We start from the raw sequence: 22,955 nt of genomic DNA on the forward strand, positions 1-22,955 counted from the left end.
AGAGTATTTTAAATGTATGGTTATGTCGAATGATTATCTTCAAGTTTGTCTTATTCAATCCCACCTTTTTTGGGAAAATCCTGCTGCCAACCGTGAGCAATTCTCTAAAAAGATAGCCGTAGTTTCAGAACAAGTCGATTTGGTAGTGCTTCCAGAAATGTTTTCTACGGGGTTTAGTATGCAGGCCAAAAAATTGGCCGAATCTATGGCTGGGGAAACGGTAAATTGGCTGGTATATCAAGCCAAGGCTCATCAGATAGCGTTAACTGGAAGTTTAATCATACAAGAGGACAATCAATTTTTCAATCGTCTCTTTTTTGTGTTTCCAGATGGAACATTTCAAACCTATGACAAGCGGCACACTTTTACCTTGGCTGGTGAAGACCGTGTTTATAAAGCTGGTAGTGAAAAGTTACTTGTAGATTATAAAGGGTGGAAAATTTGTCCGCTTATTTGTTATGATCTTCGCTTTCCTGTATTTGCTAGAAATACCGAAGATTATGATTTGCTTCTCTATGTCGCCAATTGGCCCAAATTAAGAATAGATGCTTGGGATACCTTGCTTAAAGCTCGTGCCATAGAAAATATGAGTTATTGTATAGGTGTCAACCGTGTTGGGTTAGATGGTAACGGTTATGAATATTCAGGGCATTCTGCTGCTTTTGATGCTTTGGGACGTAAAATTTCGATCCAAAATAAGGAAACAGAATGGATGGATGTCGTTTCCTTAAGAAAGGAACATATTATCACTAATCGTAATAAACTAGGTTTTTTAAGGGATAGAGATCGGTTTAGTTTGTTATGATAAAATCTTCAATGTTTTCCCAGTTGGCATTGGCTTCAAGAATATCCGAAGAATAAATAATTCGTTCGGGCTGCTGCCTTTTTAGAACATTTCCAGAGTCATATTTACCATTTTTATTGGTGTCATAAATCACTCTAATTCTATAATTTCCGGTATCGATATTAGTGAAGTCAATAGGTTCTTCTTTTTCACTATACTGTTCATATTTGACTTCCCCTTTATCATTTGTTAATTGAACAATCACAGGATATTGTGCATTTTTTAAATTGATTCTTGCATTGCCATAGTCAGATAGCTTTTTGGTGCTGATAGTGTATTTTAAACTGTCGTTTGTATCGCCAAAAAAGTCTGTAAATGCCTGTGGCAAAACATTTACTTCATATTTATTGCTTTGAGTTTTCTCAAAATTAAAAACCAAGTGGTTTAATAAAGTATCCAGTTTGGTTTTAAAGGGAACATCTAAGGAGTCCTTATCCATGATACTTATGTTATCCTCTTTAATTTCATAAAAGGGTGTGCTAGCTGATAGAATGAAATCTTCATTGAAGTTAAGTGTGGATTTGCTTTCATTCTTAATGGTTAACGTATCTCTCGGTTGTTCACTAATTTTAACTGTGAAATCTTCTTCATAATCTTTATTCCTAACCTTGAAAATAAGGGAGTCTACTTCCAATCGCGGTTTGTACCAATAGTCTAAGGTATCTGTAGTGGCATTTTTTGTGATTCGATAAGAATAATCTTCAGGAACATCAGATTGCACCAGTATCTCCATGTTTTCGTAATCCCCTTTGTATCCAAATGCAATACGTTCCCCAGAAACCAAACGAGGTCTAATAACTTTGGGGTCTAGTTGCTCTTTAAATAATTTAAGATCATAGAGAGCCGAATCATTTGGAATTGTAATTGGTGTTGGATGAAAAGCAATTTTATCTGTTGCCTGCTGGAATTTATTATCTTGATTGGCATCTTTCATGGCAAACAACATGTATTGTCCAGGCTTAATATTTTCTATAGTAAACTGGGTAAGGCTATCCAAGCTGTTGGTAATATATCTGGGTTGCTCCTTAAATATGATAGAATCGGTGTAGGTACTATCCATTTCATAAAGCATGACAGAAACAAAGTTGTCTGGTTTAATCAATTCGGCGTCCAGAATATTTCCAGAAACTGTTAGGGAATCAATGTAATCTCCTGTTGAAAAAACATAACGGAAGTAGGGATACGGATTTTCTTCGTTATTGTCAACAATACTATTGCCAAAATTGAAGGCATAGGTAGTATTGGGAGCCAAAGTGTCTTTGATATTTATCCTAATAAACTTACTAGCACCGCCCAAAGGTGTTATATCTGGTTTTGTGTCCATGGGAGGGGAAATAATAAGCTGCTTTTGTATGTTTTTGATCTTTACATACTCATCAAAATATATGGTAATGACATCCCCTGAAAAATTGGTTGAGAAATTTTCTGGTTCAGATTTTACAATAATGGGTGGATCTTCATCTTTTGGACCGCCTTGTGGTCTTCCTCTATTGGCACAGTTTACTAATATTAATCCAGCAATTATTGAATAAATAAGGTTTTTGAACAGTTGATTCATTCCTCTTTTAAAAATTTACACAAAGAAACAACTAATTTGTTATTAACGAAATTACTATTGGGCTATTGCCATGGAAGCAAGACTAATTTTAACATTTTTTGCTTGAGTTAGTACATTGAAGCATGCCTCCATAGTGGCCCCAGTGGTAATAACATCATCAACTAACAATAGGTGTTTGTTCGCGATTTTTTCATGATTTTGAAGTTTGAAGATTTCTGTATTGTTCCACCTGGCCCATCGGTTTTTTCCCACTTGTGATTGTGTGTTGGTAACTTTGATTAAGATTTCGTCCATGTATTCTGCATCTAATTCACTGGCAAGTTCTTTTGCGAATCCTGCCACTTGGTTATACCCTCGTTTCTTTAGTTTGTTTTTGTGCAAAGGTACTGGGATGACCATGTCAATCGCTCGGTAAGCCTCATGTTCCTTTAACTCGGCACCCAGCCAGGAGCCTAACATATAGCTCACTTGTTCTTGGTTTTTATATTTAAGATTGTGTATTAATTGTTGGGTGAGTCCCTTTTTCTCAAATAAGAGTAGAGAGGTAGCATGTTTAATGGGGATTCTTCCATAAAATATCTTTGTGACTTCATTTTCTGAATCATGGGGATGATTTAAAACTGGTAAATCATGTCGGCAATTGGTGCAAAGATGTAGTTCGTGATCACTCAGGGCCTCATGACATGCCAAACATACTTTTGGAAAGAACAAATCGATAATATATGTGAGGTATTTCAGCATACCTTAAAGATAAATATTACTTTTTTAACTGCTTTATTAAAGAATATGTGCTGTTTGTAGAGTTTTATCAATTATTTTTTCAGTTTATCGATAAAAATTATTTTAAATCCTCTTTCTTGTTAGATTCGCGAAATAATCCCGAAGTAATGATAGTTAACCCTCAATTATTTAACTATAGATTAATTATCGGTGCATTAGCGATAGCAATTGTTGTATTAGGGTCTTATAGTTTTTCCACTTATCAAACCTTAAAAAATCATCAAGATTTTTTAGAGCAGGAAACCCATTTGGTTCAAAATGAATTGTCTCAAATGATTCAAAGCTATGACGAGGTAAAGACAGACAACAAGGAGCTAAACCAAGAATTAAAGGATTCAAAAACCAGAATGGAACTGGCATTAGATTCTTTAAACCTTATGAAAGCTGATGCGTCTTTATTATCTAAGTACAAAAGTCAATTAGCGATTCTTAATAGCGAAAGAACGCGACTATTTAATAAAATAAAATCTATTCAGGTTGAGAACGACCTGCTACAAACTCAGGTTGATTCTGTTTCAAATGAATTGGTATCAAAAGTTTCCTATATAAAAGATTTGGAACTTGAGAATCATTATTTGACAACCACCCTAAGTAAGGTTGAAGCACTGTCTGCTGATAATGTGCATGCCGAAGCCTTAAATTCCCTGAATTTCGGAACGATAACAACGACCAATAAATTAAACAAACTTGACCATATAGAAGTTTGTGCTACTCTTTTAAGTAACAAATTAACTCCTATAGGGAACAAAGAGATTTATGTTCAAATTTTAAATCCACAGAATGAAGTTGTGGAACCTAGAGGGTCTATATCTAATAAAACAAACACCTTGACATATAGTGGTAAAACAACCATCCAAAACATCAGTGATGAAATGGATGTTTGTACCAAAATCAATATCAATTCGAAGGCTAATTTAACTGCTGGCGTTTACAAAATCTTTATTTTCCAGGACATGCTACCATTAGGAGCTACTGAAATGGAACTTAATTAACTAACTCATTTATATTTTTAAGGAAACCGTTCCATTAGTTGGAGCGGTTTTTTAATTTTGCCATATGACAAATCAAGACGATCAATTTAAGAAGGTTATATCACACGCTAAGGAATACGGTTATGTGTTTCAAAGTAGTGAAATTTACGATGGGCTAAGTGCGGTTTACGATTACGCCCAAAATGGTGTAGAATTAAAGAAAAACATACGTGATTATTGGTGGAAGGCCATGGTGCAAATGCACGATAACATTGTTGGTATTGATGCTGCTATTTTTATGCACCCAACCACATGGAAGGCTTCTGGTCACGTCGATGCGTTTAATGATCCGTTAATTGATAATAAAGACTCCAAAAAGCGCTACAGGGCTGATGTCTTGGTAGAGGACTATGTGGGGAAATTGGATGCTAAAATTGAAAAGGAAGTTAAAAAAGCTGAAAAGCGCTTTGGAGATGCCTTTGACAAAGATCAGTTTTTGGCAACCAATCCTAGGGTTTTAAAATACAAGGAAGAAGGAGAGGCTATTTTAAAGCGTTTGGGTAAATCTTTGGAAAATGAAGATTTAGCTGATGTGAAAGCGCTTATTGAGGAACTGGATATTGCAGATCCACTAACCGGGAGTAAAAACTGGACCGATGTCAAACAGTTTAATTTGATGTTTGGAACCAAGTTGGGAGCTTCTGCAGAAAATGCCATGGATTTATACCTAAGACCAGAAACGGCACAAGGTATTTTTGTAAATTTCCTAAACGTTCAAAAAACGGGACGTATGAAAATTCCTTTTGGAATCGCCCAAACAGGAAAGGCCTTCAGAAATGAAATCGTTGCCAGACAGTTTATTTTTAGAATGCGTGAGTTTGAACAGATGGAAATGCAGTTTTTTATCAAACCGGGAACGCAGCAAGAATGGTATGGCTACTGGAAAGAAACCAGATACAAATGGCACCAATCATTAGGGATGGGTGCTGATAACTATCGTTTCCACGACCATGAGAAATTGGCTCATTATGCCGATGCGGCTTGTGATATTGAATTCAAATTCCCATTCGGATTTAAAGAATTGGAAGGAATCCATTCTAGAACAGATTTTGATTTGAGTCAGCACGAGAAGTTTTCAGGTAAAAAATTACAATATTTTGACCACGAAGAAAATAGAAGTTATGTGCCTTATGTACTAGAAACATCCATTGGTTTAGATCGTATGTTCTTGGCGGTATTCTCAAATTCTTTGGTAGAAGAAGAACTTGAAAATAACACCACCAGAACCGTTTTAAAAATACCAGCGGTGTTAGCGCCAACTAAGGCAGCCGTATTGCCTTTGGTTAAAAAGGATGGTCTTCCTGACATCGCCAAACAAATTGTAGATGATTTGAAGTGGGATTTCAATGTGGATTATGATGAAAAAGATGCTGTAGGTCGTCGCTACCGTCGTCAAGATGCTGTTGGTACGCCATTCTGTATTACCGTAGACCACGATACTTTAGAAGATAACACTGTGACTATTCGTCATCGCGATTCTATGGAGCAAAAGCGCGTTAAGATTTCAGCACTTCGCGATATCATCAAAAAAGAGGTGGATGTCAAGGAATGGTTGATGAAAATGTAATTGGGCTAAATGAACAAACAGAAAGTTATTCGATTTTTGGGGATCCTGTTGATGGTTTTTGGGGTTACCTTTTTAGATTACGACCAACCTGCTTTCTCTGAAAATGCCAAAGCTTACATAGCGCTAATATTAGGAGCTGTTATCGTTTTGATAATTTCCTTTAACAGTTATAAAAAATAATAAAAGCCCAAGTTTTAACTTGGGCTTTTATTATTCCTTAATGCCCATGCCCCGAGTCTCCTTCATTATCCAAAAGGGAGGTTCCCTTTATTAAAATATCTTTTCCTTTCAATTTATCGGGATTAAGAATCTCAGTGGTTTGTTCGTTGGTTTCACCCAATGGCACTTCTGTTTTTTCAAAATAGTAGGCCGTTTCGGTGGTTTCTGCCAAGGTTAGAACATAGGCTTCATTCTCAGTTTTTATGATAGCTTCATTGGGCAATCCTTTAGCTGTTTTTTGGCTAACTGAAATATAAGCTTCTACATACATCCCAACAATAAAGTTGGCCTCCTCTTTATTCAAATGTCCGTGTACTTGCACCCGTCTTGTATTTTCATCAATGGTAGTGCCTACCAAATGTACTTCTGCTGTATAAATATCATTGGAAGCTTCGGGTATTTTAAATTGTATGGTTTGTCCCTTTTTAATTTTCATGATGTCTTTTTCAAAAACCGATAATTCCAAATGAATGTGGTCTGTATCCACAATTTCCATTACAATGTCAGCTGGCGAAACATAATTCCCATTGCTAATGTTTACCTTGGAAACACTCCCAGAAATAGGCGCATAGAGATTAATGGATTTGGATATGTGTCCTTCTTCAACCGATTTAGGACTGAGGTTCATCATTTCCAATTTCTTTTTTAGACCATTGTAATGGGCCAGATTGCTTTTATAGTTGCTTTCGGCTTGCAGATAATTTTTTTGCGAGGTAATGTTTTCATCAAACAACGTTTTTTGTCGCTCATACTCACTCTTTAAAAAAGTTAACTTTTCTGCTGCCTCCAGATATTGCTGTTGTATTTCAACATATTCAGTGTTTTCTAGTGTGACCAATAATTGTCCTTTTTTTACCAAGTCACCCACAAGAAGAGGTGTTTTAGTGACATATCCTCCCATAAAAGTGGTGATATTAGATTTGTTGTGTGGGGGCACATCAATCATTCCGTTTACTTGAACCGTTTCCTGAAAATGGTATTCAGAAAGTTGGCCCAAGGCCATAGACTCTCCTTGAAATTGCTCTCGGGTAATTTCTAGCTCGTGGCTAGATTCATTTGATTCTGCAACTGTTGCTTCTTCAGAATTGCTTTTGCAGGAAACAACAAAAAGTAATAAAAGAAGGCTATATAGATATTTCATGATTATAGAATTAAAAAGTTAAGTTGAATGACGGTTTGGTTGTATAAATTAAGATTTTGAAGGTATTCCAATTCGATGTCCTTGGCAGTTTCTATACTTTGAATGTATTGAAAGAAGTCAATTTCACCTTCTTTAAAGGTTCTTTGTGCTGTTGAAATGATTTCTTCTGAAAGTGTTTTTCCTTGTGATTCATAGTAGGAAATTGCCTCCTCATATTGTTTGAGGGTGGCCAACAAACTTTGTTGTTTGCTTTTCAGGATTTGCTGATAGTTTTGTTGCTCATAGGATATACGGTCTACTGCAATTTTGCTGGCCTTTATTTTTGATGCTTGTCCCGAAAACAAAATGGGTATTTTAACTCCAAATTGATATCCTATCAAATTTCCATTGAGTTGACTATTGGTCCCTTGAAAATATTCGGCACTTAAATCAGGTAGTAAATCTTGTTTTTCTTTCACTTCCAATGCCTGAAAGTATATTTTGGAAGATTCAAAAAAGTGAAGCCCCGGATTCGTGTCAAGTCCTAAAGTATTTACTTCCAATCTGGTTAGAATTTCATCATCAATTTCAAAATCCAAGCTGTCTAATTGTATCACTTTTTTTAGAGTTTCCTTAGATTTTGCAACTTCCTGTTGAGCTTGTTTAAATACCGTTTCAATCTGTTTTTGCTTGGATTGAGCGGTTATCATTTCCAAATAATTGGTTTCTCCCAGTTCAAACCTTCGTTTGGCAGATTTGGAGAAATTTTGGTATAAGCTATCCAGAAATTGGTAGGTGTCGGCTTTTCTTTTTGAATATTTCAATTGGTAAAAAGCAGTATAAACTTCTTTGGTTAACTGAAGCGTCTTAAGCTCGTGTGCTGATTGTTGCCTGTTGTATTGTGCTTGATTTACTTTCTTGTCAGCAAAATATACGGTTGGAAATTTAAAATCCTGAGAAATACCCCAAACCTTTAGAGGCTCATTATTTATGGCCAAATTGTTTTCGTCATAGTGATAATAAAGCGCCGTTTTATCAAAATTGAAGGCTGATCCAATTAGCGCTTTACTTTCTTCGGTCTGTGCTTGGGAGGCTTTTAACTCGTTGTTATTCTCTATAGCCAATGCTACGGCTTCCTCGATACTTAAAGGTTGTTGTTGAGCTTGCATTTGGAACCCGACCAAGATTACAACCACCGTAACAATGGATTTCTTTTTAAAACGCACTTTTCGGGGTTTATCAAACCAAGCGTAAAGAACGGGTAAGACGACTAAGGTTAAAAGGGTGGCAGTAATTAAACCTCCAATGACGACGGTAGCCAAAGGTCTTTGAACCTCGGCACCTGCATTGGTAGAAATAGCCATAGGAAGGAAACCAAGAGCTGCAGCACCCGCAGTTAAAAGAACAGGTCTTAACCGCTCAGAGGTTCCTTGTTTGATGAGGTCCTCAATGGTCGCAAAATCACCTTTCTTTTTGAGTTCTTTAAAATGCTCAATGAGTACAATTCCGTTTAGAACAGCGATCCCGAAAAGAGCAATAAAACCAACGCCTGCCGAAATACTGAAAGGTAAATCTCTTAGCCAAAGTAATAGGATACCACCAACCGCTGATAATGGGATGGCCGAGTAGATCATTAAGGCATCCTTAATCGATTTGAAGGCAAAATGCAGCATGATGAAAATAAGAACCAGTGCAAGTGGTACGGCAATCATCAATCTGTTTTTAGCTTGTTGGAGATTTTCAAATTGACCTCCATAGGTAATGTTGTATCCTACTGGAAGACTGAGTTCCTTTTTAAGGATGTTTTGAATATCATCGACCACCGATTGTAAATCCCGATTTCTAACATTAACACCAACTACAATGCGTCTTTTTGTGTCATCTCTCGAGATTTGTGCCGGTCCTGTAGTGTATTCAATATTGGCTAATTCATTTAAAGGAATTTTGGTGTTATTAGGGCCATCTACATAAAGTGTCTTTAAGTTGTTGATATCCTTACGGTATTTGGAATCTAAACGCATTACCAAGTCAAATCTCTTTTCGCCTTCAAATATGCTTCCGGCTGTTTTACCAGCAAATCCCATAGATACGATATCATTTAAATCGGAAATGTTAAGTCCGTAGCGTGCAATTTTATCTCGGTTATAAGTAACGGTCATTTGTGGTAGTCCTGCTACTTTTTCAACAATAATATCCGAGGCACCTTCTACATTTTGAATCAGATTTTTTATTTGGTTGGCTTTATTAGCCAAAATCTCCAAATCGGCTCCAAAGACTTTAATGGCAACATCGGCTCTAACTCCAGTAATAAGCTCATTGAAGCGCATTTCTATGGGTTGGGTGAATTCGACGTCCATTCCTGGGATAACTGATAATGCTTCTTTAAACTTATTGGCCAATTCATCTTTGGTTTCTGCAGATACCCATTGGTCCTTGGGTTTTAATTTGATGATAACATCACTTTGTTCCATTGACATGGGATCAGTGGGAACCTCTGCGGCGCCTATCCGACTAACGACTTGGTCCACCTCTGGAAATTTTTTGATGAGGATATTTTCAATTTTAGTAGTAATCTCTATGGTTTTATCTAGTGAGGTTCCCGTTTTTAAAACAGGTTGAATCACAAAATCACCTTCATCTAAAGTGGGCACAAATTCTCCTCCCATGCTGCTGAAGATCCAAATACTTGCAAGCAACAACGCGGCAGACATACCAATAACATATTTTTTATGGTTGAGTGCCCAATTGATTACAGGTTGGTATTTCTTGTTCAAAAAGGCGATAAGTCGCTTGGAGAGGTTGTTTTTCTTTTCCTTTGCAGGTTTTAAGGCTAAGGAAGAAATTACTGGCACATAGGTTAAACATAGGATCATGGCGCCAATTAAGGCAAAACTAAAGGTGAGAGCCATGGGTTTAAACATTTTTCCTTCAACACCACTGAGTGACAATATAGGGATGAAAACGATTAAAATAATAAGCTGACCAAATATGGCTGAATTCATCATTTTGGTAGCACTCTTTTTAGTGATGGCATCAATGGCAGATTGTTTTTCGACTTTTGTTAAGGTCTGGAGCTTGTCAGCATTACTTGAAATTTGGAAAGCTATAAACTCAACAATGATGACAGCGCCATCAATGATAATTCCAAAATCGATAGCTCCCAGGCTCATTAAATTGGCATCCACGCCAAATACATTCATTAAGGTTATGGCAAACAATAAACTTAAAGGAATCACCGAAGCGACAACCAAGCCCGACCTTAAATTTCCAAGAAGAAGAACCACTACAAAAATGACAATCAAAGAACCTAAAATGAGGTTTTCAGATACGGTAAAGGTTGTTTTGCCAATAAGTTCACTACGCTCTAAAAAACCATTAATGTAAACACCTTCGGGTAAGGTACTTTCGATGGATGCTATACGTTCTTTGACCGCTTCAATGACTTGCTTGGAATTTCCATCTTTCAGCATCATGATTTGTCCAAGTACTTTTTCTCCCTGACCATTTCCTGTGATAGCACCAAAGCGAATAGCGCTCCCATAACCTACTGTCGCAACATCTCTAATATAAAGGGGGACACCATCGTTTTTGACCACGATGTTTTTAATGTCATTTAAGGATTTTGCTAAACCCTCGCCTCTGATGAAATAGGCTTGATCTGATTTTTCAATATAACCACCACCCGCAACACTATTATTTTTTTCCAAGGCGTCATAAACCTCAGAGATGGAGATATTCATAGCCGCTAATTTCTGCGGATTGATGCTAACTTCATATTGTTTCAAGTAGCCGCCCCAAGTGTTGATTTCAACAACGCCAGGAATACCTGACAATTGACGTTTTACTATCCAGTCTTGGATGGTACGCAGTTGGGTTGTTGAGTAGGAACCTTTGTAATCAGGTTTGACATCTAAGGTGTATTGGTAAATTTCTCCAAGACCTGTGGTAATGGGCCCCATTTCTGGAGTTCCAAATCCTTGTGGGATTTTTTCGGTGGCAGATTTTATTTTCTCGGCCAAAAGCTGTCGTGGTAAATAGGTGCCCAGATCGTCGTCAAAGACTACTGTTACCACTGAGAGTCCGAATTTGGATACCGATCTAATTTCCTTGACTCCGGGTAGGTTGGCCATTTCCAACTCTACGGGGTAAGTGATAAATTGTTCAACGTCTTGGGTGGATAGGTTTCTGGATGTGGTGATAACTTGAACTTGGTTATTGGTAATATCAGGAACCGCACCAATGGAAATTTGGGTTAAAGAATAAAGTCCAAGGCCAAATATTCCAGCTGTAAATAAGAGGATGATGAGCTTGTTTTTTAAGCTCAGTTTGATGATGTTTTCTAACATAATTCTTTTAGATAATTAAATAAATATGACCCATGTCGCCTTGTGGATGGGCGCTGGTCTATCATTTCTAAGGAAGAATTATGCTGTTTTGGGCGGCTGCAAAAGGGGGTATTTTTCAAAAATAGAGTGTGATTCCTTGTAAAAAAAGTTGCAAGGAATCTCTACGAATTCTATTTGATCAAATTCGATATTTGAATTTTCAAACGTAAAGACTGGACTTAAATGGGAGCACATTTGATGTTCATGCTGGAACGGGAGATCCTCATGTTGGTGGTCCCCTTGGTGCTCCTCTCTAGAGTTGCCATAATGTTCTGCGATAAACTGAAGAAAACTGTCTCCATAGGCCTGTTTGTGGAATTCGGCATGTTCAAAAAAAGTGTCCAAATGAACCAAATCTCGTACTTCAAAACTGATGCTTTGAAACAGGATTAAAAAGGCATAGGTTATGGATAACAATTTTTGCATACCACACAAAAATACTATTTTTTTGAAAAGAAATGATGTAACAAACGTTACATTGCTTAAAAATAAGCCTTTAACTGTACGGTCCCCGTATGGATTACCTGACTAGTTTCACTTTTACGTCCCATATAGTTCAAGTTTAAATCCAAGTATTGGGTGATTTTCTTTTGTGCCAATAAACTCCATGTTAAATTTCTTCCAGGTTGCAAGCCTTCCATCATTTGATAGGAAACAGGCGTATTGGCATTTCCTGAAAAATCATTAGAAATGTAATTGAATTCTCCATTTATAGCGGCACTTTGTGTGTCGGCAAACGAGAAGGATACACCATAGTTTTGTTGTTTCAGGGTTTCAAAATCACCAATGGTATTTTCTTTCTGATTGTTTTTGTAAAAAATGTCAAATCGCGTATTGTCATTTAGTAGGTAGGAAAGCTTAGGGAATAATAAGGTTTCATCAATATTGAAATTTTTACTTGCATAATTTTCACTTGAAGACTCTGTGTTATTAAAATAGGATTCCACATTTAGTAGCCAACTTTCTGCAAATTTGTGATTAAATTGAAGTTTGTGGCTAACAAGTGAGTTTTCAATTTGTCCTATGGTGAGCGTGTTTTTGGTCCGGTTTTGTAAATAGGTATAACTGCTTGTAAAGTGTTGTTTGCCCCGATTAAAGAAGAAAATGTTTCTGAAATTGGATTGCAGCCCCAATTCGTTTTCCAAATCGTCTTTAAATGGATTTAAGTTGAAGCTACTTCCTTCCCTCAAGTGTTTTCTATCAACTAAGTAGGAAGTTTGGTTGTAAAATTGAGCCAAGAATTTTTGTAAGTGATTATCCGAAACAGACCATTGTTGAAAGTTCATAGTTAGGTTGGCACTTAGTCTGTTTTGATGGGTCTTCAGATAGATTTGATTGGGAAGTAACACTCTAATATACTTTCCCTGATCTTGAAATTGAGCAATTTCAAACTCTTCCAGTTCCTGAATGCCATTGTTGTTGTAATCTATCCAAGTGTAATTTCCTTGGCCTGGTTCAACTTCCACATAAGTGAAATCCTGTTGAGGTAAGGTTCCTGAGTTGGTTTCGTAAACTGTATTTAAAAGGAAAATTTGATTGAAAAACTTTTGACTGTATTGGATTCTGGAGTTTAATGAATTTTCATCCTCGTAATTTGGGTCTTCTTGCTTCAAGGTCCTGTAATTGATATATGCAGCAAGATTGGTGTTTTGGTTGTTGATTAATCTTGAGTCAATATAGTAAGTGTTGGAAGTATTGACCCTTTGAAGTTCTCCAGCCCTTAAGCTATCATTTACTCGAAACTTATAGCCTATTTCAGCAAAGACATTGGTGCTATCGCCAACCCCGGTAAATACTTCGGCTGATTGATATCTTTGACTTAGTGCCGTATAGTTTCCCGTTAATTTTTCCTTTTGCTCATTGTCTTCCATGGCTAATTTAGTCCCGGCCCATCCTTTCTTCAGACTATAGGTTAAAACATTGTAGCTCCTCAAGAAAGTCGATTCGTTAGTGTTTGAATTCGCATTTAAAAAACTGGACAAAGACCTTATTTGCCATTTGTTTAAATGAAAATTGACATTGTAGAGATGTCTACTTCCATTAAAGTTTTCAGAATAATTTAAGTATTCAAATCTATAAGTTGCTTGCCCTTTCTGATGATGAAATAAATTAAACCCAGACTTAGCTAATGTTTGATTGCCTAGTTCAGTTGCAAGTAGCGGGGTTGATGAGGTGCCTAAATTCCAATCGCGATTAAACTCGGCATTGTAAATTCTTTGTATGGATTGAAAATTTTGATGAATGTAATCGGTATCAATGAAAAGATCCAAATTCCACAAACTGTCCTTTTTTATCACATTTTGATTCCATGCTAACTTTCCTGCAAATCCGTCGTTGTCATCATTGTCCAAACTAGAAAACAAATTCTCATCACTTTTACTTCCAGCCAGTTCAAACGAGATATCTGTTTTGGAAATAGGTTTGTAGTGGCCGTTTACAACACCTATTTGGAGCTTAGTGGGGGCTATAAGTTGAATGATGGGAGCATAATTTCCTTGTGGGACACCACCGATTGGTTCAACATATTCATAGATAGTGTTGATGGCATTGGTGCTGCTAATGATGTAATCTCCTTGATTATCTCCTACTTGGGTAAATTTGACACTGTAAAGTTCATCATCGGGATTGTTTGAAAACACAAATATCTCAATACCATTCAGGATGTCTATTCGGTAAAGAATTCTATTTTCATTATAGCTCTCGGGAACTGCAGAAGGGGCTACCATCAAGTTTGTGTCGTCTCCTGCTTGTGAGAGTGTTTCCACTTGATCTGGAGATAAGTTTTGCTGCAGTGAGTTGTTTTTGGAATCGTTCTCACTGTAAATGGAAGCGCCTATTTGTAGTTTTTCGCTTTCATATTGGCCTCCGCCATAAACAACCAGTCTGGAATAGTTTCTTTCGCTGTATTGATAGTCTACCGTGACACGCATTTCGGAGGTTACTGGAAAAGTGGAATTGAAAATGATTTCTCCAGCATTGTAATCGATAATGTAATCTTTGTTTTCGCCCCTTTGTAAGGGTACACCGTTAACATATACAATTTCACTACCAGATACGATTAACACATATAATTCTTGGTTGGGGCCTTTAAGTTTATATGGACCTTGATTTCCTTCTTGGGTATTAAACTGGCTGGTTGTGAACTGACCTCTTACCAAAGCTCCAGAGGCAAATAATTGTGTTTGCGATTCGGGATGATTTAAAGTAGCTCCTAGGGCGAGACCTTGTACTCTTTTGGTGAAATTAGCAAAATAGGATTGGGTATTGGTTAAATCAATGTCTCCTGCTCGTATTTTCCAGTTATCACTGAATAATTCTATAAAGACTTGATCAAATTCATCCAAACGCTGGGAATATCCACTTTCCTGAAGGGGAATATTAGCATCTTGAATTGAGGCTCTTAAGGATACCTTGTCGCTTAGTTTACCTGTTATCTGCAAATCCAATTCACTGTTTAAAACCGAGTTTTGATTGTTCCCAATGACGACTCCTCTTGAAATACTACCCGAGGTGCTCAAACCATCAAAAGGAGTGAAGACTTCCTTTTTACTAGGTTGTTGCAGTTTATACAAACGGTTGAGGTTTTCATTGCTTTCAACAATGATGTTTTCATCCAATTGCTTGTAAGTTTTGGTTAAAAATTCAGGGTATTTTAAGTAGCTTATTATTATGGTGTCAGTATCTATTTTTTTTTTGAAGGTCAATAAAGACTTTGAGAAATCTACTAGGTAATGGGATTCATCAATATAGGAGCTGTCTTTTGTTTTGATGGAGAAAAAGCTGGGGTTGATACTAACGCTATCAATAAGAATACTATCTCTTGTAGCTACCTTTTTTGACCTGAAGTTAGAATCCAGATTTTGGCCAAAGGAAGCCATTCCAAGCAAAAGGAGTAGGCATGTTAGCGTTAGTTTCATCAAATAGTAAACAGAATATTTTTCAAATTATTTTGTTAATAGCTTTTGAAAAAAAGGTATTGGCTTCTCTGTGGTAAATGTAACGCATTATTTATTTTAGCTAAAATTCAAAAAGGACTTCATGAAAATCATTTCTTATAATGTAAATGGTATAAGAGCAGCAATAAACAAAGGATTTCTAGATTGGTTGAAATTAGCCAATCCCGATGTCATATGCATCCAAGAAATCAAGGCTATGAAGGAGCAGGTAGATGTTGAAGCTATTGAAGAAGCAGGTTACAAATACCATTATTGGTTTTCGGCCAAAAAGAAGGGATATAGTGGTGTTGCAGTTTTTAGCAAGGTGAAACCAAATCATGTAGAGTATGGCACTGGAATAGAATCCATGGATGATGAAGGCAGAAATCTCCGCGTTGATTTTGATGGGTTTTCGGTAATGAGTTTGTATTTACCATCAGGAACCAATATTCAAAGATTAGATCATAAGTTAGAGTATATGGCCATGTTTCAAGACTATGTTGATCAATTAAAGAAGAAGATACCTAACCTGATTATCTGTGGCGATTACAATATTTGTCATGAAGCTATAGATATACACGACCCTGTGAGAAATGCTAAGGTATCTGGTTTTTTGCCCGTCGAGCGAGAATGGATAGGTGGGTTTATTGATAGCGGTTTCATAGATTCATTCAGATTTTTTAATAAAGAGCCGCACCATTATAGTTGGTGGAGTTATAGAGCAAACGCTAGAGCCAATAATAAAGGATGGCGCATTGATTATTGTATGGTGTCAGAGCCTTTGAAAGACCAAATGCAACGTGCGGTCATTTTGCCAGAGGCAATGCATAGCGATCATTGTCCTATTTTAGTTGAAGTTAAATCCTAAATTCTTATTAGAGTTCATGAAAAGTCGATTCCTTTTAATTCTTACCGCCATTGTTTTTGTTTCCTGTGTTTCTCCTAAAGTATATAAGGACTTAGAGAGTAAGTACAACGCGCTTCAAGAAGACCATCAAAACTTAAAGAAAAGTTATGATGATTTATTGGCTGAGAAAAACCAAGCACAAAATGAACTGAATTCGGTATTGGCGGATTATGAAAAGTCTCAATCAGACCAGAGCAAATTGTCGGGAGAATTGGCTGCCTTAAAGTCCAATTATAACAATCTAAAGAATTCTTATGATGCTTTGGAAGAAAATAGTTCTTCGGCTTTGGCTGAAAATGCACAAAAAAACAGAGAATTATTGGCGAAATTGGAAGCTAAAGAACAGGCTTTGGCAGCAGAAAGCGCCAGACTTGAAACATTAAGAAGAGAATTAGAAGAGCGATCTAATAGGGTTGCAGAATTAGAAGGAGTCATAGCTGCTAAAGATGCCGCAATGACACAATTAAAGGATGCCATCTCGAGAGCCTTAACAGATTTTGAAGGTAAGGGTTTAACCATAGAGCAAAGAGACGGTAAGGTTTATGTATCTATGGAAAACAAACTGTTGTTTGAATCTGGAAGTTGGGCGGTTGGTGCTTCAGGGCGTCAAGCAGTGAAACAATTGGGAACAGTATTGGCCGATAATCCTGAGATTGCTGTGCTAATTGAAGGGCACACAGATAATGTGCCTTATTCAGGTGGTGGAAACCTGCAAGGAAATTGGGATCTTTCTGCTAAAAGAGCCACGGCTATTGTTCAATTGTTAATGGAGAACCCTCGAATAAAACCTGATAATTTAACGGCCGCCGGTAGAGGGGAGTTTTTGCCCATTGCATCTAACGATTCTGCAGAAGGAAAAGCAAGAAATAGAAGAATCGAGGTGATTTTAACACCAAAGCTCGATGAGATTTCAAAGATTTTGAAGGAAATATAGCAAAAGAGATTCCTACAACCAACATATCCTTTTTCTTGAAAGAAAATAAATGCTTACTGGAAGATTTGAAGCAATATTATCGGTTTCATAGTTTTAGGTTGTTGTTTTTCTTCAAAGTGAATTTTTTTACCATTTTTTACGGTCTTAGCTTCTCTCGCACTTTATCGAAAAAAAAAGCTTTTTGTCTATTTAATAGGATGAGCCCAATTTATGAGTTTCTTTTTTTATAATTTTTGGCTCTCAAAATTCTTATAAATTCTAATTAGAATAAAAGAATTACTTGGATGTCGTAAGACGAGAAAGAAAAAAACAACTAACTTATTTAATTTATGAAGAAAACTACATTCCTTCTACTGCTGGCTTTCATGTTGTCAATTTGGCACGTAAAGTCGCAAGTGATGATAGGGTCGGGTACAATCGAGACAGCGAATACCCCTTTCGAGCCCTTCTATGGTTACACGTACTCTCAGTCCATTTATTTGGCTGACGAAATCAATGCATCCGGAGAAATTACCGGTTTGCAATGGTATTACAGCGGAACATCAGATTTAGCTGACAATCAAGAATTGGTTATTTATATGGCTGAATCTACAACTTCATCCTTTCCATCTACTGCAGATTGGGAGCCATTTGCAAATTTCACTCAGGTATATTCTGGTGGAATTACAGTAGAAGCTGGGGTAAATGGTTGGGTTCAGATTGTATTTGATACGCCGTTCACCTATTCAGGTACCGATAATTTGATTATTGCGGTTGATGAGAATATGCCATCATATGATTCTTCGGGAGACGATTTTTACAATACGGATATGGGGACATCAAGATCCATCGTTTATTATAATGATGGTACTAATCCAGACCCTGCCAGTCCACCTTCAGATTGGTCTACCTCCACATCAACTTTAGTTCCAAACATTATACTAGATGGTATTACACAGGCTTGTCCTAATCCTTCTGATTTAGCAGTTAACTCTTCTGGGTTGGATAGTGCAGAATTAGCTTGGACTGAAAATGGAGATGCTACTTCTTGGAATATTGAATTGGTTGAGGCTGGAACAACTCCAACAGGAACAGGAAATTACACAGCAGATGCTAATCCATTTACTGCTACAGGTCTTACTTCTGGTACAAGCTATGAATATTACGTTCAAGCCGATTGTGGAGCTGAGCAAAGTGGATGGATAGGACCTTTCTCATTTGATACGCAGTTATGTGATGTGACTGAGCAGTGTGAGTATACATTTGTAATGACCGATTCATTTGGAGATGGTTGGAATGGAAACACTATGACCATTTCACAAAATGGCGTAGATGTAGAAACAATTACTTTATCTTCAGGTTCTTCAGGAGAAGCTCAAGTAACCTTATGTGACGGTCAACCTTTTGAACTATTTTGGAATACTGGTGGATCTTGGGCTGGAGAAGTTGGAGTAGTTATCCAAGCCTTTGGTGAAGACTTATTTACAATGCCAAGTGGTTCTGGTTCTTTACAAGGAACAACTATATATTCTGGAACTGTAAACTGTACACCACCGAGTTGTGCAATTCCTACAGATCTTACTGCAGATAATATTACGGCTTTTACAGCAGAATTAAGCTGGACAGATAATAACACTGGTGTTTCTTCTTGGAACATCGAAGTTGTTGAAGCCGGAACAACTCCAACTGGTGTGGCAACCGACGTTGCAGACACCAATACAGCTTTTGAGGTAAGTGGTTTATCTGCCATAACAGAATATGCTTATTATGTTCAAGCAAACTGTGGAGATGAAGATGGGTTAAGCAACTGGGCAGGACCTTTCTTCTTTACAACAGAATGTGCTGTATTTATTCCTCCTTACTTACAAGAGTTTAATTCCTTCATCCCAGATTGTTGGGCCGAAGCTGACAATGGTGATCCAACTACTGGACCAACAGATTTTATAGATACTTGGACTTGGGCTGAAGGTGGATTTGCTAACGTTGGTTGGGCAGGTGCTTATAGAATTAACCTTTATGGAACAGGAAAAAGCGATTGGGTAATTTCTCCTGAATTTAACTTAGATGGAGGTCCTTGGCAATTAGAATGGGATTTTGCCATTATGCAAGGATTTGGAACTGATACTGCTGGAATTTTAGGTTCTGATGATCAAGTTCAACTTTTAATAACTACTGATGGTGGTACTTCTTGGACACCTATTGAAGAGTGGGATAATACATCTACTGTTCCAGTGGGAGGTGACCATTTTATATACAGTTTAGAAGCTTACACAGGTGTGGTTCAATTTGCAGTTTGGGCTTCAGAAGGCGAAGTGGCAGATTTTGCTGATGCAAGTGTGAGTTTTGATAATTTTGAAATTGTAGAAATTCCTGCTTGTCCACAGCCTACTTCATTGACTGTAGAATTAGTTGATATGACAACAGCCATTTTAGAGTGGACTGAGAATGGAACTGCAACATCTTGGAATATCGAGATCGTAAATGTGGATCTTGGTGAAACACCAGATGGTACTCCAGATTACACGGGAGTTACAAACCCATACACTGTTATGGATTTAGATCCAGATACGAATTATGAGTATTACGTTCAAGCCGATTGTGGTGCTGATGATGGAACAAGTACTTGGAGTGGTCCAAGAGACTTCTATACTGGATATTGTATTTCTGAACCAACAAGTAATGATGGTCAAGGAGTTACCAATGTGCAAATAGAAACGTCTAATTACCCTAGTTTTGGTGATGTGACCTATGAAGATCATACAGATGGAACAGTTCAAAACTTATTCCAAGGTTGGGAAACAACCGTTATTGTAAGTTTCGCTACAGGATTTACATATAATACAAATATTTGGATTGATTTAAATGATGATTTAGTGTTTGATAATGACACCGAGTTGTTTTTCCAAGGAGAATCTGAATTTACAAATCCAACAACTTTAGAGTGTATTTTTACATTGCCTGTTGATGCAAATCCAGGTTTACACAGAATGCGTATTGGTACGGCGGATTTTGGTCAGACAAATCCAAATCCATGTTTTAATGGATCCTTTGGTGTTACTTTAGACTTTACAGTAAATATTGTAGAGCCTACATGTGAACTTCAGGAAGCTACTTTCGCATTGGTTGATGACTGTGCTAACGGAGATCAATTCTTAATCGACGTGACTTTGGTTTCTATGGGAGATGCTACATCAATTACTATAGGTAGCGATTATGATGATGCAACAGTAGAAGCTACAGAAGCTGGAACTTATCAAATTGGACCTTTCCCGTTTGATACAACTGTTATCGCTTATGCAATTAATACGAATGACTCAAACTGTTTAATTAACAGTACACCATTCTTACAATTGGCTTGTCCTCCAGACAATGATAATTGTGATGCAGCTATAGAAGCCGGGGTGAATGAAACATTTGTTTGTGATATTGTTACTCCAGGAGTTATGACAGGTGCAACTCCTTCAGGTGCCCCTGCAGGATGTGCTGGAGCTAATGATGATGATGTTTGGTTCTTCTTCGAGGCTACAGATCCTAACCTTATTGTTTCTATAAACAATATAGTTGGAGATGAAACCAACCTGGACATGGCCCTTTATTCAGGTACATGTGGTGATTTTACTGAATTAGCTTGTACTACAACTACATCAGCTATTGTAAATGACCTTGTGATTGGAGAAACTTACTATGTAAGAGTGTTTACAACAAATCAAGGGGTTTATGAATCTACATTTGATTTATGTATCAGACCTATTCCAGGTCCAGTTCAAACAGATACAACAACTTACACTTATGAAGAATTGGTAACTGACGTGCTTATTGATTCACCATGTGCAGATGTATCAAACATCACTTATTCTGGTCAAGAAGGTATTGGTTATTTCTATACTGAAACTCCAGGGTTTGCCTTTGAAGATGGTATTGTATTGGTTAGTGGAAATGCTGACTCTCCAAATTTAACCGGTCCTAATGGAGCTGGTCCAAGTCTTCAAAACAGTGGTGGTCAAGATCAAGATTTGTTTGATTACATTCAAGCAACCGGAATTGACCCAAGTTTATTCAGTTATAATGATTCAGCAGTTTTAGAATTTGATTTTGTTCCATATGTGGACGAATTTTCTTTCAATTTCTTATTTGCTTCAGAAGAGTATGGAACATACCAATGTTCTTTCTCAGATGCCTTTGCATTTTTCTTGACGAATACAGAAACTGGAATTACTGAAAACTTGGCGGTAGTACCTGGTACAGGTGATCCAATTTCGGTACTAACAATTAGAGATCAAGCTTATAACGCTGGTTGTGGATCTGTAAATGCTGAGTATTTTGATAGTTATTTTGGAAATAATGGTGTAGATCCATTAGCGGCTCCAATTAACTTTAATGGTATGACCATTCCGATGGCGGCTACTTCTATAGTCGAAATTGGAGTTACTTACCACATTAAATTAGTAGTAGCTGATAGAAATGACTCTATTTTAGATTCTGCTGTATTTATCCAAGGTGGAAGTTTAAGTTTAGGTGAGATTGACTTAGGGGTCGATATTACTATTGCAGATGGTACAGCACTATGTCAAGGTGAACCTGTCGTTCTAGATACTGGACTTGAAGGGGCTTACCACACATGGTATCAAGACTTCGTAGAGATTTCAGGTGAAAATACTTCTGTTCTTACAGTTACTGAACCTGGAAATTATTATGTGCAAGTTGGGGAATCGGCGCAGTGTTCGGTTGCTGATGATATCAATGTTGAATTCTTGCCATTACCAGAGTTTGTAACTGAGGCGGTTCCACTTGAGGAATGTTCTGGTGAGGACTTCACAGAATTTGATTTGACTCAAAATGCTGAAAGTATTTTGGATGGAGCTCAGGATCCAAGTGAATTTACATTTGCTTATTATACAACTGAGCAAGATGCCATCGATCAAACAAACCCAATTTTAGATCCAACAGCCTATGTTAACGTTTCCAGCCCACAAACTATTTATGTTGGCGCTGTAAATACTACGACGGGATGTTATGACTCTACTTCTTTTGAGATTTCTATCAATGCATTGCCAGAGCCTGTTCAGCCAGATGATATGTTTAGTTGTGCTGATATGGATGGATATGCAACATTCGATTTAGAAACTCAAACAGATGTAATCACAGGAGGTCAAACAGGTTACCTAGTAACTTATCATGAGTCAATGGCTGATGCAGATGGTGCAATGAATGCGTTAACATCACCATTTGAAACAATGCCTCCTCAAACTATCTACGTTAGAGTAGAGGATGAAATGACAGGATGTTATGCGACTACCACGTTTGTAGTAGACCAATATCCATTTGAGGATGCCTCTTTCTCTTATGATGAAGAATTTATCATGTGTTCTGAAACAGGTATGGCTATCACTGCTACTGCAGGAGGTAACTTTGCCATCGTGGAGCCAGCAAATACAACAGCTGTTATTGATCCTGATACAGGTATGATTACAGGAGCTGGTAGTGGTGCTACTTATGTAGTGTCTTATACTACGACAGGGCCATGTCCTCAAACTACAACAGTTACGGTTGAAATGGACACTTGTATCTTCCCAGAGGTAGTAACACCAAACGGAGACGGTAGCAACGACAGTTTCGACTTGACCGGATTTGGGGTTAACAGTCTTGAGATCTTCAACCGATACGGTACGAAGGTATACAGTTTCACCGGGGCTTAC

13 protein-coding genes are annotated in these 22,955 nt (G+C 37.4%); 7 read left to right on the forward strand and 6 right to left on the reverse strand.

All coding sequences use genetic code 11. From position 1 onward, the window contains the following. Window positions 1-22 precede the first annotated feature (22 nt). Window positions 23-805 carry an amidohydrolase gene (locus GZ212_RS03165; protein WP_166957181.1) on the forward strand — a complete coding sequence of 261 codons (783 nt, stop codon included), beginning with the start codon at window positions 23-25 and terminating at the stop codon, window positions 803-805. On the opposite strand, the gene GZ212_RS03170 is transcribed toward GZ212_RS03165, so the two are convergent. Both GZ212_RS03170 and GZ212_RS03175 read right to left on the reverse strand, forming a co-directional pair. After that, window positions 792-2,402, reverse strand: a complete 1,611-nt coding sequence (locus GZ212_RS03170) for an Ig-like domain-containing protein (protein WP_166957183.1) — start codon at window positions 2,400-2,402, stop codon at window positions 792-794. The two genes, GZ212_RS03165 and GZ212_RS03170, sit on opposite strands and share 14 nt — an antisense overlap. A 54-nt stretch (window positions 2,403-2,456) precedes the next feature. Next, window positions 2,457-3,143: a ComF family protein gene (locus tag GZ212_RS03175; protein WP_166957185.1), complete on the reverse strand. Its 687-nt coding sequence runs from the start codon at window positions 3,141-3,143 to the stop codon at window positions 2,457-2,459. Between the two features lie 146 nt (window positions 3,144-3,289). Here GZ212_RS03175 and GZ212_RS03180 point away from each other — a divergent pair, with 146 nt between their 5' ends. The 3 genes from GZ212_RS03180 to GZ212_RS03190 all read left to right on the forward strand — a co-directional run bounded on the left by GZ212_RS03180 (window position 3,290) and on the right by GZ212_RS03190 (window position 5,960). Beyond that, window positions 3,290-4,174, forward strand: coding sequence for a hypothetical protein (locus GZ212_RS03180; protein ID WP_166957187.1), 885 nt, complete (start codon window positions 3,290-3,292; stop codon window positions 4,172-4,174). A gap of 64 nt (window positions 4,175-4,238) precedes the next feature. Next, the gene (locus GZ212_RS03185; RefSeq protein WP_166957189.1) at window positions 4,239-5,780 is read left to right on the forward strand and encodes a glycine--tRNA ligase; all 1,542 of its coding nucleotides are present in this window, start codon (window positions 4,239-4,241) and stop codon (window positions 5,778-5,780) included. A gap of 9 nt (window positions 5,781-5,789) precedes the next feature. After that, window positions 5,790-5,960 carry a hypothetical protein gene (locus GZ212_RS03190; protein WP_166957191.1) on the forward strand — a complete coding sequence of 57 codons (171 nt, stop codon included), beginning with the start codon at window positions 5,790-5,792 and terminating at the stop codon, window positions 5,958-5,960. A gap of 37 nt (window positions 5,961-5,997) precedes the next feature. On the opposite strand, the gene GZ212_RS03195 is transcribed toward GZ212_RS03190, so the two are convergent. The 4 genes from GZ212_RS03195 to GZ212_RS03210 form a co-directional block, all read right to left on the reverse strand. Beyond that, entirely contained in the window at window positions 5,998-7,140 is a 1,143-nt protein-coding gene (locus GZ212_RS03195; protein ID WP_166957193.1) for an efflux RND transporter periplasmic adaptor subunit, read from the reverse strand. Window positions 7,141-7,142: 2 nt separating this feature from the next. Beyond that, a complete protein-coding gene (locus tag GZ212_RS03200) occupies window positions 7,143-11,465 on the reverse strand; it encodes a CusA/CzcA family heavy metal efflux RND transporter (protein ID WP_166957195.1) in 4,323 nt (1,440 codons plus the stop codon). A gap of 78 nt (window positions 11,466-11,543) precedes the next feature. Then, on the reverse strand, window positions 11,544-11,930 hold the full coding sequence (locus GZ212_RS03205; protein ID WP_166957197.1) for a hypothetical protein: 387 nt from the start codon (window positions 11,928-11,930) through the stop codon (window positions 11,544-11,546). 56 nt (window positions 11,931-11,986) lie between these two features. Further along, window positions 11,987-15,421 carry a DUF2460 domain-containing protein gene (locus tag GZ212_RS03210; protein ID WP_166957199.1) on the reverse strand — a complete coding sequence of 1,145 codons (3,435 nt, stop codon included), beginning with the start codon at window positions 15,419-15,421 and terminating at the stop codon, window positions 11,987-11,989. Between the two features lie 121 nt (window positions 15,422-15,542). On the opposite strand from GZ212_RS03210, the gene GZ212_RS03215 reads away from it, so the two are divergent. The 3 genes from GZ212_RS03215 to GZ212_RS03225 all read left to right on the forward strand — a co-directional run. After that, window positions 15,543-16,307: an exodeoxyribonuclease III gene (locus tag GZ212_RS03215; protein WP_166957201.1), complete on the forward strand. Its 765-nt coding sequence runs from the start codon at window positions 15,543-15,545 to the stop codon at window positions 16,305-16,307. A 16-nt stretch (window positions 16,308-16,323) separates the two neighbouring features. Further along, entirely contained in the window at window positions 16,324-17,280 is a 957-nt protein-coding gene (locus tag GZ212_RS03220; protein WP_166957203.1) for an OmpA family protein, read from the forward strand. Window positions 17,281-17,609: 329 nt separating this feature from the next. Next, on the forward strand, window positions 17,610-22,955 hold a 5,346-nt coding region (locus tag GZ212_RS03225), incomplete at its 3' end, for a choice-of-anchor L domain-containing protein (protein ID WP_166957205.1).

This window comes from Mangrovimonas sp. CR14 (genome assembly GCF_011764015.1).
In the GTDB taxonomy this organism is placed as follows: Bacteria; Bacteroidota; Bacteroidia; order Flavobacteriales; family Flavobacteriaceae; genus Mangrovimonas; species Mangrovimonas futianensis.

Bases quoted from the DNA above. Each gene is read 5' to 3' on its own strand.
- GZ212_RS03165 (WP_166957181.1), top strand. From the start codon at position 23: ATGTCGAATGATTATCTTCAAGTTTGTCTTATTCAATCCCACCTTTTT.
- GZ212_RS03170 (WP_166957183.1), bottom strand. From the start codon at position 2,402: ATGAATCAACTGTTCAAAAACCTTATTTATTCAATAATTGCTGGATTA.
- GZ212_RS03175 (WP_166957185.1), bottom strand. From the start codon at position 3,143: ATGCTGAAATACCTCACATATATTATCGATTTGTTCTTTCCAAAAGTA.
- GZ212_RS03180 (WP_166957187.1), top strand. From the start codon at position 3,290: ATGATAGTTAACCCTCAATTATTTAACTATAGATTAATTATCGGTGCA.
- GZ212_RS03185 (WP_166957189.1), top strand. From the start codon at position 4,239: ATGACAAATCAAGACGATCAATTTAAGAAGGTTATATCACACGCTAAG.
- GZ212_RS03190 (WP_166957191.1), top strand. From the start codon at position 5,790: ATGAACAAACAGAAAGTTATTCGATTTTTGGGGATCCTGTTGATGGTT.
- GZ212_RS03195 (WP_166957193.1), bottom strand. From the start codon at position 7,140: ATGAAATATCTATATAGCCTTCTTTTATTACTTTTTGTTGTTTCCTGC.
- GZ212_RS03200 (WP_166957195.1), bottom strand. From the start codon at position 11,465: ATGTTAGAAAACATCATCAAACTGAGCTTAAAAAACAAGCTCATCATC.
- GZ212_RS03205 (WP_166957197.1), bottom strand. From the start codon at position 11,930: ATGCAAAAATTGTTATCCATAACCTATGCCTTTTTAATCCTGTTTCAA.
- GZ212_RS03210 (WP_166957199.1), bottom strand. From the start codon at position 15,421: ATGAAACTAACGCTAACATGCCTACTCCTTTTGCTTGGAATGGCTTCC.
- GZ212_RS03215 (WP_166957201.1), top strand. From the start codon at position 15,543: ATGAAAATCATTTCTTATAATGTAAATGGTATAAGAGCAGCAATAAAC.
- GZ212_RS03220 (WP_166957203.1), top strand. From the start codon at position 16,324: ATGAAAAGTCGATTCCTTTTAATTCTTACCGCCATTGTTTTTGTTTCC.